The 12,631-nt window shown below is 65.1% G+C and carries 15 protein-coding genes; 9 read left to right on the plus strand and 6 right to left on the minus strand.

Annotation, left to right across the window (positions count from 1 at the left end; all coding sequences use genetic code 11):
* Positions 1-27: 27 nt before the first annotated feature.
* The gene (locus VMV28_01955; GenBank protein ID HUZ79373.1) at positions 28-609 is read right to left on the minus strand and encodes a pyridoxamine 5'-phosphate oxidase family protein; all 582 of its coding nucleotides are present in this window, start codon (positions 607-609) and stop codon (positions 28-30) included.
* Positions 610-697: 88 nt separating this feature from the next.
* Positions 698-982 carry an antibiotic biosynthesis monooxygenase gene (locus VMV28_01960; protein HUZ79374.1) on the minus strand — a complete coding sequence of 95 codons (285 nt, stop codon included), beginning with the start codon at positions 980-982 and terminating at the stop codon, positions 698-700.
* A gap of 112 nt (positions 983-1,094) precedes the next feature.
* Here VMV28_01960 and VMV28_01965 point away from each other — a divergent pair, with 112 nt between their 5' ends.
* A complete protein-coding gene (locus VMV28_01965) occupies positions 1,095-2,504 on the plus strand; it encodes an IS701 family transposase (GenBank protein HUZ79375.1) in 1,410 nt (469 codons plus the stop codon).
* A gap of 340 nt (positions 2,505-2,844) precedes the next feature.
* Positions 2,845-3,240 (plus strand): VOC family protein, encoded by a 396-nt coding sequence (locus VMV28_01970; GenBank protein HUZ79376.1) that lies wholly within the window; start codon positions 2,845-2,847, stop codon positions 3,238-3,240.
* A 2-nt stretch (positions 3,241-3,242) separates the two neighbouring features.
* On the opposite strand, the gene VMV28_01975 is transcribed toward VMV28_01970, so the two are convergent.
* Together VMV28_01975 and VMV28_01980 are read right to left on the minus strand one after the other, a co-directional pair.
* Complete coding sequence (locus VMV28_01975; protein ID HUZ79377.1) at positions 3,243-4,256, minus strand: NAD(P)H-binding protein; 1,014 nt, start codon at positions 4,254-4,256, stop codon at positions 3,243-3,245.
* Between the two features lie 110 nt (positions 4,257-4,366).
* Positions 4,367-4,603 carry a hypothetical protein gene (locus VMV28_01980; protein ID HUZ79378.1) on the minus strand — a complete coding sequence of 79 codons (237 nt, stop codon included), beginning with the start codon at positions 4,601-4,603 and terminating at the stop codon, positions 4,367-4,369.
* A gap of 260 nt (positions 4,604-4,863) precedes the next feature.
* On the opposite strand from VMV28_01980, the gene VMV28_01985 reads away from it, so the two are divergent.
* Genes VMV28_01985 through VMV28_01995 form a run of 3 tightly spaced genes read left to right on the plus strand, consistent with a single transcriptional unit; the run spans position 4,864 to position 6,728 of the window.
* Entirely contained in the window at positions 4,864-5,793 is a 930-nt protein-coding gene (locus tag VMV28_01985; GenBank protein HUZ79379.1) for an ABC transporter ATP-binding protein, read from the plus strand.
* Between the two features lie 24 nt (positions 5,794-5,817).
* Positions 5,818-5,958, plus strand: coding sequence for a hypothetical protein (locus VMV28_01990; GenBank protein ID HUZ79380.1), 141 nt, complete (start codon positions 5,818-5,820; stop codon positions 5,956-5,958).
* On the plus strand, positions 5,955-6,728 hold the full coding sequence (locus VMV28_01995; GenBank protein ID HUZ79381.1) for an ABC transporter permease: 774 nt from the start codon (positions 5,955-5,957) through the stop codon (positions 6,726-6,728). The genes VMV28_01990 and VMV28_01995 overlap by 4 nt, the downstream gene beginning before the upstream one ends.
* Before the next feature lie 138 nt (positions 6,729-6,866).
* Here VMV28_01995 and VMV28_02000 read toward each other — a convergent pair whose 3' ends face one another.
* A complete protein-coding gene (locus VMV28_02000; protein HUZ79382.1) occupies positions 6,867-7,319 on the minus strand; it encodes an SRPBCC domain-containing protein in 453 nt (150 codons plus the stop codon).
* Between the two features lie 628 nt (positions 7,320-7,947).
* On the opposite strand from VMV28_02000, the gene ftsZ reads away from it, so the two are divergent.
* The 3 genes from ftsZ to purH are packed head-to-tail and all read left to right on the plus strand — an operon-like array spanning position 7,948 to position 11,040.
* Complete coding sequence (ftsZ, locus tag VMV28_02005; protein ID HUZ79383.1) at positions 7,948-9,087, plus strand: cell division protein FtsZ; 1,140 nt, start codon at positions 7,948-7,950, stop codon at positions 9,085-9,087.
* Positions 9,088-9,124: 37 nt separating this feature from the next.
* Positions 9,125-9,424: a hypothetical protein gene (locus VMV28_02010; GenBank protein HUZ79384.1), complete on the plus strand. Its 300-nt coding sequence runs from the start codon at positions 9,125-9,127 to the stop codon at positions 9,422-9,424.
* Positions 9,425-9,477: 53 nt separating this feature from the next.
* The gene (purH, locus tag VMV28_02015) at positions 9,478-11,040 is read left to right on the plus strand and encodes a bifunctional phosphoribosylaminoimidazolecarboxamide formyltransferase/IMP cyclohydrolase (GenBank protein ID HUZ79385.1); all 1,563 of its coding nucleotides are present in this window, start codon (positions 9,478-9,480) and stop codon (positions 11,038-11,040) included.
* Positions 11,041-11,046: 6 nt separating this feature from the next.
* On the opposite strand, the gene VMV28_02020 is transcribed toward purH, so the two are convergent.
* Entirely contained in the window at positions 11,047-11,394 is a 348-nt protein-coding gene (locus tag VMV28_02020) for a thioredoxin domain-containing protein (protein ID HUZ79386.1), read from the minus strand.
* Between the two features lie 63 nt (positions 11,395-11,457).
* Between VMV28_02020 and VMV28_02025 the strand changes: the two genes are divergently transcribed.
* A complete protein-coding gene (locus VMV28_02025; GenBank protein HUZ79387.1) occupies positions 11,458-12,600 on the plus strand; it encodes an A/G-specific adenine glycosylase in 1,143 nt (380 codons plus the stop codon).
* Positions 12,601-12,631 lie beyond the last annotated feature (31 nt).

The following is a 12,631-nucleotide window of genomic DNA, read 5'->3' on the forward strand; positions in this document are numbered from 1 at the left end:
TCCCGAGAACCGTGGCGGGCCCTGGGATTACGGGGGAGAGCCGGCCGCTAGGCTCTGCTTCTGGCGCGCACGATGGGTCGCCAATCCGTCGATACTGGTCTCGTTCTTCTCGGTCCGATACTCTTCGAGTCCTTCGGCCCCTTTCACGGCGGCCCATTTCGTGAGCATCGTGCGGTGAGCCTTGAACTCCATGAGCGGAACGGCGTACCCGCAGGAGGTCTGGACCCGTTCCACCCGGACCGTCACGATCTGGCGAGCGCCTTCCAGGTCCGGGAAGAGCGGCCGCAGCTCCTTCCACCGCGGCGATCCCGGGAGGTGCACCGACCCCTGACCATAGATCCGAAGGACGTTCGGCGGCCCTTCGAAGGCGCAGAGCATGATCGTGATGCGGCCGTTCTCGAGGATGTGGGCGCTCGTCTCGTTCCCGCTCCCCGTGAGGTCGAGGTACCCGAGCTCCTGAGACGAGAGGACCTTCAGGGTCTCGAGCCCCTTGGGAGAGACGTTGATGTGGGTGCTGGGACTCAGCGGCGCCGTCGCGACGAAGAAGACGTGCTGGCGGCCCAGGAACGATTGAAGCTCGGAGGGAAGTTGCGAGTGCACTTCTCCCATCGCGGATGGGCCACCCTCTCGGGACACAAACCAGTTGCGTTTCGCGGGAGTCCCCCGTGGCAATCTTTCGATCGACGCGATTCGGAACTCACCCAATGAGTTTCGTGTAGGTCGACTCGAACGGTTCGTCGACCAATCTCTCGACCCGCTCGAGGAACTCTCGCGTGTGGGGGAGCGTGCGATGGAGCACGTGTGCGCTCTCCTCGACCCAGAGCGAGGTGATGACGAATAGCCGGGGATCGTGTACCGCACGAAACGCCTGCACGCTCAGACACTGCGCCTCGCCGCGGACCGGATCGAGGATGCCGAGGACCGCATCGAGGAGGGGCGTCTCGTTCCCGGCTCGAGCATGAAATCGGGTGGAGACCTGCACTACTTTGGTGGAATCCCACCGGGAGTAACACCCACCTGTCCGGAACTCTCGGTCGGGGCTTGTTTCCGCTGGACATCGGGTCTTAAGGCCGGCCTCCGATCGTCCGGGCGGCATGGGCATCGCTCGCCCGCCGCTGAAGAAGAGCCCCAGTCTCTCCCGATTGCAAGCCCACATCCAGCAGATTGGCATCGGAGGCCCGTTCCGAGATACGCCTCGCGAACGGCACCGACGAGCGCTCGCCCTCCAGTACACGCTCGGTCTGCTGCTCCCCGGGGAGCGCAAGAGCATGCAGCCGACCGTCGACCGAGTTCCGGAAGCCCAATACGAGGCGATCCAGAACTTCATCACCGACTCCCCCTGGGATTGGCACGAGACCCAAGACCGCCTCCTCGAGAAGATGACACGAGAGCTGGGCTCCCCGAAGGGCATCCTGATCGTCGATGACGTTCCGCTGGTGAAGAAAGGAGCGAAGAGTCCGGGAGTGTCCCGCCAGTATTGTGGTGTGACGGGTGGGGTGGACAATTGCCAGGCGTTGGTGGACACGTTCTATCTGGCGCCCAGTGAGGGAAGGAATCGGGAGGCGGTAGGGTTCTGCTTCGCCTTGGACCTCTACCTCCCCAAGGCTTGGGCGGAGCACCCGGAGCGCTGTCGGGAGGCCGGGATCCCGACCCCCGTGGCCTTCCGAGAGAAGTGGCGAATCGGCCTCGAGCAAATCGACCGGGCTCGACGGCATGCGCTCCCCCATCGCGCGGTGCTCTCCGATTGTGGCTACGGGGACACGCAGGAGTTTCGGGCGGAGTTACGTCGGCGTGACGAACCGTATGTGATGGAAGTCACGGCGAGCGAAGTTCGCGCGGTCCCCGTCTCGACACCGATCCTGGCTCCCGGGGAGCGACCTCCCGGCGAAACCGGAGGCCGACGGACCACCAAGGCCCATCTCCTTCCGGGGACGGCCACGGCCAGTCCTCAGTCGCTGGCCGAGGGAGTGACGGACTGGGTGACGATTCGATGGGGCGAGGGAACGAAGGGACCGCTGGAGGGGCGGTTCGCTCGACGGAAGGTACGAATCTGTCGGGGCGCGTTTCCGACGGAGGAGGTGGGATGGCTGTTGATGGAGGATCACCCAGAGGGCCTGCGGGCCTGGGTCTGCTGGGGCCTCGAGAAGGCCGACGTGAAGGAATTGGCCGCGATCGCGCACGGTCGGTGGGGCATCGAGCGGTTCCACGAGGAAGCGAAGATGGAACTGGGTCTCGATCACTTCGAGGGGAGACGGTGGCGCGGGCTGAACCATCACCTGACGTTGATGCTGATCACCCACACGTTTCTGGTGCGCGAACAGCTTCGCGCCCAGCCGGAGAGAGTGGAAGGGTCGGAGGAGTTGCCGACCCTCGCGGAGATGCGTCGGCGGGTGGTCTTCGAGGTGGCGTGGGCGCTGGTGTCGCGAGCGGTGTTGTCGAGACGAAAGGCAGAGCGAGTTCGATGGGGGTTGGCGATCGCGCACTACTGGGCCGGAGCGGGATAGCGAGTGGCGCGACCCGAAAGGGTCGGGCATTGAGGCACTGCGTGGGGCGACCCACGCTCGGTCCCGGCACTAACGGCCGGTCCTCTCAGTGATGATGCCCGAAGGACGATTCCACCGTGAATTTGGAAGAAGGAGAAAGTGGAGGATCCCGCCACAGTACTACCGACCACATTCAATTCGCCAAAGTAGTGCCTGGTACTCATCCATAAGGGACCCTCCCGCCACGCATCTTCCCTCCGGCGGATATACTCCCTGCTGGGGCCTGGTCCGAAGCATACCCCCGTTAGGGAAACCTCCGGACTCCGCCACTTTTATCTCGGCGATCGGCTCGAGTGGCTGGATGGTTCGGATCAAGGTCGAATTCGTCTACAGCGGATTGCGCACCCGCAACCTTGCCCGATCGCTCCGATTCTACCAGAAGCTTGGCTTCCGGGTCTACCGACGCGGGCAGATGGGACACGGAGGCCGATGGATCCACCTCTCGTTCCCGGGCGCGGCTCAGCGACTGGAACTCAATTTCTACCCGCGAACGAACCGGTTCTTCGAGCCCATCCGCAAGGGCACCGAGTTCGATCACCTCGGCTTCCGCGTGTCCGACGTAGAGGCCTGGGAAAAGGAGCTACGCCGACGAAAGCTCCCGATCGTGGCTCGGATCCGGGAGAAACACGAAAACCTCGTGTACACTCGGGACCCGGACGGCAACTGGATCGAGTTCTTCGGTCCGGTCCCGGACTAGCTTCAGCGTCCGGAACGGGTACGTGCCGGCGGGAACGATACCAACCGATCGCCGCCGCCAGGGAGCCGGGCCAAGTGCTGTCGGATCGAGAGCGGGCGAAGTGGCCGACCCGCGAGCGCGAGGTCGAGCGCCTCATCGAACGAATGCAACCTCACGTCGACATGTTTGCGGATCTCGTTCTCCCGGCACGTCACCTCGGTGCTCATGCCATCGACCAGGAGTCGGGCCATCGGTGCGGGAACGGTCGTGATGAACCCGACCCAATGGGACGAGAGCCGGGGAGTAAGGAGCGGCGTAGAGATGATCCAGGATGGCGCTCCGAGCCGGTCTCCGATGCGATGGAGCATCTCGTAGTACGGCAGGACATCTGGCCCCCCCGCGTCGAACCCGCGCCCCGAGGTCTGTGGTTCGAACAGGCAACCGACGAGATATTCGACCAGATCGTCCAGCGCGATCGGCTGGCACCGGGTCCGTATCCATTGAGGACAGATCATCGCAGGGAGTCGCTCGACGAGCTGCACCATCATCTCGAACGATGCACCCCCGGCACCGAGAATGATCGCCGCCCGCAAGGTCGTTAGGGAGGGCGAGCCGCTCGCGAGGATCTCCTCCACCTCTTGCCGACTCTCGAGATGCGGCGAGGACTCGATCGATCCTCGTCCTAGTCCACCGACATAGATGATCCGCTCCACGCCGGCACGAGTGGCGGCGCGGACGGTGTTGCGGGCGATCTGCCGATCGAGGTGTGCGAAGTCCACCGATCGGTTGCGACTCGCCATCGAGTGGACGAGATAGTACACGGTCCCGACGCCTTCGAATGCGCCGGTCAATTCGGAGGGATCCAGCAGATCCCCGGTTACGCGTACGAGCCCCGGGGGCGAGGGCCGAGGCGTGCCGTGCGGGCGGACGAGCGCTCGCACGGGATGGCCCCGTTTGAGCAGAACCTCTGTGACCCGGCGTCCCACGAAGCCGGTCGCGCCCAACACGAGGATGGGGTTCGCTCGGGGTTCGGGCACGACCGGACCATTCCCTCGAAGGAGATGGCCTGTCGGGAGCGGGAACGCAGGACGGTTCGAGCGCGCCTGGTCGGCCGAACGCACGGTGAGAACGGGTTGCGAGCGCGACTCTACAGCTTCTTCAGTGCGTCCGAGACGTCGTCGACGAGCGAGTGGATGTCCCTCTTGAGACGGTCGAGGGCTCTCCTCGTGGTACCGGACGGGTCTTTCGCCAGGGCATCGGCGTGCGCGGCTACCTGTTTAGAGAGCTTCGCAGTAGCCTCGGCGAGATCCTTCACCGCCCTCTTGGTCTCTCGGAGGACCTCGTCGACGGGGTCCGAGGAGTTTGATTTCGAACTCCCGGGCATCGACGCGCTCGTGATGTATCCGCAGGAAGGGCAGACGTTCGTTCCTTCGGGAATCTTGGCTCCGCAGTGAGCGCAGTACATAGGATGCTCCAGAAGGTGGTACTGCGTCGCCCCTACTTACGGACAGCGCGAGTCCCGCGAAGCGAGACGCCCCGAGGCGGTACTGGAACGGTGGCCGAGACTTCCAACCTCGAAGACACCGCGACAGCGTTCGAGCCGGTTCTACGGTGCGTGGAGGCTTTCCGTGCTCCGGCCTCGAAATGGTCAAGTTGAGCGCTGGATTCGCCGCAGCCTACCGAGCGACCATGCCTTCCGATCAGATTGCCTTGGAGGCCTTCGATCTTGGATACGCGTACGCTCCGGGGCGGTTCGCCATCCGACATCTCAACATCGACTTGCACCGGGGAGAGGTCTTGGGGCTGCTCGGTCGCAATGGCGCGGGCAAGACCACCACCGTCCGGCTCCTCACGACGCTACTGCCCCCGACCGAAGGAACCGCCGTCGTTCTAGGTCAGGATGTTCGGTACGGTGGGCGAGCCCTCCGCTCACGTCTCGGGGTCGTGCTCCAGGCTGAGTCGCTCGACTTCGTAACGGTCGAACGGAATCTCACGCTCTACGCGTTTCTCTGGGGCGTACCTCGGGAGGTGGCGAAGAGCCGGGCCGAGGAAATGATCGAGCTCTTCGAGCTCGGAGAGGCTCGGCGTCGCAAACCGTGGGCCCTCTCGGGCGGAGAGCGTCGCCGCTTCCAGGTGGCGCGAGAGCTCATGCACGACATGGAGATCCTGTTCCTGGACGAACCGACCGTCGGCTTGGACGCGATCGCACGGCGCCGGATCCTGCGCTACCTGAAGGAGCGGGCCCGGCACGGTCTATCGATCGTGTTCACGACGCACATCCTCCACGAAGCCGACATGCTGTGCGACCGGATCGCGGTGTTCCACCTCGGTCAGCTCCTCGCCCTGGACACTGCCGAGGAGCTCAAGCGCAAGCACGCCGGAGCGCGAGAAGTATCGGTCACGTTCACTGCCCCGCCCGCGCCCGAAGTGCGCACGGAGCTCGCGCGCGAGCTCGAAGCCCGTGGTGCCGTTCTTCTGGAACGGGTAGAGGACCTTACCGCCCCCGAGACGAAGGTCGCGTTCTTGGCACCGCATGCCGAAGAGATGCTGCCATGGCTCAGCCACTGGGCCTAGTCCCACTCACTCGAGCTCGAGCGGATGTCCGTGGAGGAGGCGACGCTCGAGGCCGCCTTCCTAGGGATGATCGGAGACCTCGACGAGCGGACAACGGACGACGCGAAGGACCGCGACCGATCCTCTGGCGCGCTCCCCCCGGGGCGCATTGGGGGACTCACGTGAAACTTCCGCCGGTACTCCGGTTGGTGGTTCGGAACTTTGCGTCGAACCTGGACCCGCTGACCATCATCATTCGCTTCGGCCAACCGGTCATCACGATCGTCGTCCTCGGCACGATGTTCAGTTCGATCATTTCCACCAACGTGACCGGCGGGGGATCATACACGGCGTTCCTGGTCCCCGGGATGATCGCCTTCCAGATGATCACCGGAGGGGTGGTCTCGGGGAACCTGTTCTGGCTCGACCGCCGGTGGGCGATGGTGGAGCAGATCTTCTTGGGGCCCTTCCGTCGCTCCGAGTACCTCGGCGGGCTCGTGCTCACCACGCTCCTCTTCGCGCTCGTGGGAGTCGGCATCATGATGCTGGTCGGGCTTCCGTTCATCGGCATCCCATCGCTCTCCCCGCTGGGCGTAGCCACGGTCCTCCTCACCGTCGCTCTCGGGAGCATCTTCTTCGCGGGGCTCCTGATCGCGCTCGGGACCCGACTGCGCTCGGCGAACGCCTACTTCACCATCCAGTCGTTCCTCCAGCTGTTCGTCATCTTCCTCTCCACCGTCTATTATCCCATCACCTCGAACACCCCGAAGGCCCTCGCGGTGGTCTTCTACGCCAACCCGCTCACCTACGCCGCGAACACGATCCGAGACGCGTTCGGCGGCACGCTCGGAGTGACCGACCTCGAGTCGCTCGGGGTCCTCGGCGCACTGGCCATCGTCGCGTTCGGGGCCGCCATCTGGGGGTTCCGGACCATGGACCTCGGGCCGATCCAATAAGGGCTCGGCGGTCACTTCCGCCGGAAACGGTCCGGCAGGTTCTCGGAGATGTTCAGTTGCCACCGAAGATCTACCATACACTCGCCCACGATTCGCCGGGCTCTAACTCCGGGTCCCGACCGAGCCCAGGCCGGGCTTCTACCAGTCGTACTGCGATCGCAGGTCCTGACCGTGATCCAGGACGGACTTGAGGTTCATCAGGAAGTACATCCATCCTTGGATCGACCCGCCGTAGAGGTCGACCCATCGCTCCTGTTTCGGAAAGCCCGAGTGCGTGAGCTTCACCACGGTTCCGGCGTTCTTGGGCTCAATCTCCAGCTTCAGCCTGGTCACTAGCATATCCTCCTGCCCGGGCCACTGCCAGGTCAGGGTGATCTGTTTCTCGGGGACGAACTCGAGCACTTTGCCTGTGTGGGTCGGGCCGCTATCCCAGGTGAACGAGTAGCGGCCGCCTCGGCGGAGGGATAGGGTTGCGCCGTCCAGCAACCAGCGCTTGAGAAGCTCGGGATCGGAGATCGCCTTGAAGGCGCTCTTGGGGGAGACTCGAGTGAAGATCTGCAGTTGAATCGTTCGCATCTTGGTGAGCGCCATCACAATCGGGAACTTTCCCGGGTGCTAAACGGCCTAGCATGGTCCAGGAACTCCTCGTTGCCCCGCGTCCATGGGTCGATCCAAACGCCGGGTTACACCCTCGGATCATCGGTTTCCTCCGTCCTGCCTCTTGAACCATGGTCGCTTTCCGGATGGTCATACTACCCTCCGCGATCCTTGCGACGGCGGCTCGAGGGTCCTTTGGTCGTTCCCTCGGTTGTAGGATTATCTATGATCCACCATTGTCGCCTCCCTCCCACCTGGGGCCGGCCGTGAATACGATACACGCCCGACCGTCACTCCTCACCCGGCGTTTGGATCGCCGCCGTCCAAAGCTTTCAGTCGAGATAGCTATTGGTGGTGCGCCGGGATGATCGAGGGGACGCGCGAACCAGGAAACGGACCTTCAGTTCGCGCGAGTCATGAAATCTCGGCGGCGGGTCCGACCGAACACTGGTGCCTCACGCGCCGGTTGCCGTGTTGATCTCCTCGCCGCGCGAGTCACTCCTCCTCGTGAAGTCACGACAATGTTACAGTTCCGTTTGAAACAAATGTTTAAGTATCGAGGTGCAAAGTCCTCCTCAGAGCGTATGACGCTCGTCTGACAAACGGTAACGAGGAACCAACGATGAAGTCCATTATTCAGGAAGCGATCGCGAAGCACCAGGAGAACCAGACCCTGGTGGACGACCGACCCAAGCCCGCGAACCCATCGTACGTGAGCGTCGACGATGCGGAGCTCGCGAAGCTCGCGGACACGCTGCGGGTCAACATCCGCATCGTGGGATGCGGCGGCGGCGGGTCCAACACCATCAACCGTTGCACCGAGGAGGGGATTCAGGGCGCCGAGATGTGCGCCATCAATACGGATGCGAAACACCTGTTGACCATCCACTCCCCGCGCAAGATCCTCATCGGCCGCCGGGCCACGAAGGGCCTCGGCGCCGGCGCTCGCCCCGAGATCGGGGAGGAAGCGGCCCGGGAGAACGAGGAGGAGATTCGCCAGTTCCTGCAGGGAGCTCACATCGTCTTCATCACCGCCGGCATGGGCGGTGGTACCGGGACGGGATCCGCGCACCTCGTCGCGCGCCTCGCCAAGGAAGCCGGCGCCCTGACGATGGGTGTGGTCACGCTTCCGTTCCCCGGTGAAGGGACCGCGCGCATGGAGCAGGCCCGCGATGGGCTCGAGCGCCTGCGCCGCGTGTGCGACACCACGATCGTCATCCAGAACGAGAAGCTGCTCGAACTGGTTCCCCGGATGCCGCTCGACGCGGCCTTCAAGCTCGCGGACGCCGTGCTGATGACCGGGATCAAGGGAATCGCCGAGATCGTCACCCGCCCCGGCCTCGTCAACCTCGACTACGCCGACATCCTGACCGTCATGAAGGACGGTGGGGTCGCCCTCATCGGGCTCGGCGAGAGCGAGAGCGCGACCGACCGGGTCACCGAAGCGGTGACGGAGGCACTCACCTCTCCACTGCTCGGCAACGTCGATCTCAAGGACGCCACGGGGGCCCTCGTCCGCGTGATCGGCGGACCCACCATGACCGTCTCCGAGGCCGAGAAGGCCGCGGCACTGGTCGGCGGCAAGATCTCCAAGCGCGCCCGGATCATCTGGGGCTGCACGGTCGAGAACTCTCCCGAGATGGAGAACACCATCAAGGTGCTCCTGATCATCACGGGCGTACGCGCGGCGAGCCTCCTCGGCCAGAAGGGCGGAGGCTATGCCAGCGGACAATCCGAGGAAGTCATCGACCTCGTCCGGTAAGGCGAACCCGTCACGCCCCCGCTACCTCGGTATCGAGGTGGCGGGGACGTCCAATCTCCGGAGCTCGCCGCCTTGGTGGCAGTCGCTCCTCTCGAGCTTCCAGCCCCCGAGCCCCGCTCCCCCTCCGTTCCGCGTCATCCGCTTCGATCGGGACCGCGCCATCGTCGAGGTCGGTCATCGCACCGTACCATCCGCGCGGGTGGCGTGGAACGCGACCGTGTCTGGACCCGATGGTCGAAGGTACTCCGTTCGCACCGTGCGGAGCTGGGGAACGCTCGTCGGTGCGAAGGCCTGGCTGCGGGGGAACGCCCGCCAGCCTCCGCGAACGGTACGCTGACCGCGCCCGCGAAAGTTATCTCCCATCCCCCCTCGCGATGCAGGGTAAGGCTGGTGGCGCCGGAATCCAATCGACAGGTGCGGATCACGCGGGCGTTGCTATCGGTCGACGATAAGGCCGGCCTGGTCGACTTCGCGCGAGCCCTTTCTCTCCATCAAATCGAGCTGTGGGCAACGGGAGGCACCCAGCGCTCGATCTCGTCGGCCGGGATCCCGGTCCGTGCGGCGGAGGAGCTCACGGGCATCGGCTCCTGGTTCGGCGGGCGCGTTAAGACGCTCCATCCCGCCATTCTCGGTGGGGTGCTCGCTCCCCGGACCGAGGAGGGGGCCCGGGAGCTGGCCGATCGCAACCTCCTCCCCTTCGATCTCGTGGTCGTGAACTTCTACCCGTTCGAGCGCCACCTTACCGAGCATCCGGACGCGAAGGATCGCGAGGAGTTCGTGGATATCGGCGGCGTCACGCTCGCTCGAGCCGCCGCCAAGAACCATCAGGACGTGGCGATCGTGGTCGATCCCGCCGACTATCCGGGGATCACTTCCGAACTGGGAACGCGCTCCGGGGCCCTTTCGGACGCGACCCGGCTCCGTCTCGCGTTGAAGGCGTTCGAGCGAACGGCCGCCTACGACGCGGCGATCGCCCGTGGGCTCGGGCCCGCTACCGATCGCTCCTCGGACCCCTTCCCGGCGGAGGTCACCTTCCGTCGCGAACCGCTCAAGCTTCGGTACGGCGAGAACCCGCACCAGCGCGCGTCCGTGTACTCCGCCGTGGGCTTCGGACTCCCGTCCACACCGTTCGCACTAGTGAAAGGGGACTCCCTCTCCTTCACGAACCTTCTGGACCTCGACACCGCGCTCGCCACGGTCGCCGAGTTCCCCGGCCCCAGCGCCGCCGTCGTCAAGCATGCCACCCCGTGCGGGGTCGCTTCGGGAGCCACGGTGAAGGAGGCCCTCGAACGGGCCGTGGCAAGCGACCCGGTCGCCCGATACGGCTGTGCTATCGCCATCAACCGGCCGTTCGGAGCCGGCGATGCGGACGCGCTCGCGGGGATCTTTGTGGATCTTCTCTCCGCTCCATCATTCGATGAAGCGAGCCGAGAGCGCCTCGCCCTTCGACCCAAGATCAAGCTCGTACGGATCGAGCCGCCCTCGCCTCAAGCGGAGCGCTGGGAGGCTCATAGTGGGCTCGGCCGCCTTTTGCTCCAAGAGGTCGATCGGCGTGAGCTCGTTCCACCGGACCTTCGCCTCGTGACCGGCACCGCCGTGACCCCGGAGGAGCTCTGCTCCCTCGATTTTGCCTGGCGGGTCGTCCGGCATGCGAAATCCAACGCGATCGTCCTCGCCCACGGGTCCCGGACCGTGGGAATCGGTTCCGGCCAGCCGACCCGAGCCCGTTCGGTCGAGCTTGCGTGCGCGGTGGCCGGTCCTCGGGCCAAGGGCGCGATCCTCGCTTCGGATGCCTTCTTCCCGTTCGCCGACGGCGTCGAGATCGCCGGCAAGGCCGGCGTCCGCGCGATCATCCAGCCCGGAGGTAGCCTGCGCGACCCGGAAGTGATCGCGATGGCCGACAAGTTCGGGATGTCGATGTACTTCACCGGGTGGCGGGTCTTCCGCCACTAGCGCGCCCTACGCGAATTCGAAGTGCTTCTTCAGGATCGTCCGGAACTCGCCGGGTTCGACGGGTCCGATCTCCCGTCCCTTCTCCTTCCCTTGGTTGAGGAAGAGGTAGGCCGGGATCGAGTGGATCCCGTAGGACTGGGTCACCGCGCTCGACTCGTCCACAATCACCTTCGCGAACTTGACCCGACCGACCCAGTGCTCGCTCAGCTCTCGCATGAGCGGTTCGGTGGCGCGGCAGGGAGCGCACCAATCCGCGTAGAAATCGACGACGACCGGGAGATCCGAGCGGATCACCTCTTGGTCGAAGTTCTCATCGTTGACGATGACGACGGTTCCAGGCACCAGCTTCGGCACGCTGATGCTTCGAACTCCGGGCGGGCTTTAAGCCTGTTCTTCGTGCGGCGAGCCGGGGATCCTGTGAGCGGACGCCGCCGAGCTGCGAAGGCGCCCGATGCGACCACCGCCCGGGCCCTGCTCGCCTGGTTCCGAAGCACCCGCCGCGAACTTCCCTGGAGACGCCGTCGGGACCCGTACCGCGTCTGGGTGGCCGAGGTCCTGCTCCAGCAGACCCGGGTCGACCAGGCGGTTCCCTATTTCGAACGGTTCGTGGCTCGGTTCCCGACCGTTCGCTCGCTCGCCCGGGCGCGCGAAGCGCAGATCCTCAAAGTCTGGGAAGGGGCCGGCTACTATGCTCGGGCCCGCAACCTCGGAGCGGCCGCGCGCGACCTCGTCCGTCGACACCACGGAAGGTTGCCCCGGACCGTTCCCGAGCTCGAAGAGCTTCCCGGGGTCGGACCCTACATCGCCCGGGCCGTGGCCAGCCTCGCATTCGGCGCGCCGACCATCGCTCTGGAGGCGAACGGGAGGCGCGTCGCGGCCCGATGGTGGGTGGAGAGGGGAGACGTGCGGACCACGGCCGTCGCACGCGTGCTCGAGCACCGCCTCACGGAGCTTCTTCCCGAGGACTCTCCGGGCGAGTTCAATGAAGCTCTGATGGAGCTCGGAGAGACCGTCTGCCTCCCAATCTCACCGCAATGCGAGCGATGCCCCGTTTCGATGACCTGTCGGGCCTATGCGATGCTCGAAGCTCCGGGATCCATTCCGGTCCGGTCCCCTCGACGGCGGAAACCGCATTTGCGGGCCTCCGTCCTCGTCGTCCAGGCCGCCGACAGGTTCCTCATCCAGCGGAGGGGACCCGGTGGCCTGCTCGCGGGCCTCTACGAGTTCCCGGGAGGGAAGATCGAACGGGGAGAGTCCCCCGAAGCGGCGGCACGACGGGAGCTCGAGGAGGAGACGGGGCTTCGAGTGCCCGGTCGTATCGAGCCGATCGGGATCGTCCACCACAGTTACAGCCACTTCAGCGTCGATCTGCACGTCTACCGCGCCCGTCTACCTCGAATCCGCCGAGTGAGGGCCGATCACGATCGCCGGTGGGCTTCCCGAGCCCAGATCCAGCGACTCCCATTACCGAAGGCCACCGAGAAGATCCTGCACCTTCTTCGCAGAACCGGCGACGAGAGAGTGCGGAGACGATCGATGCCTCCGAACGCGCGAATTTGAACGCCTCGGGGTGCGCATTTCGCCCCGGGCT

The organism is Thermoplasmata archaeon, from assembly GCA_035532555.1.
GTDB lineage: Archaea > Thermoplasmatota > Thermoplasmata > Lutacidiplasmatales > UBA184 > Lutacidiplasma.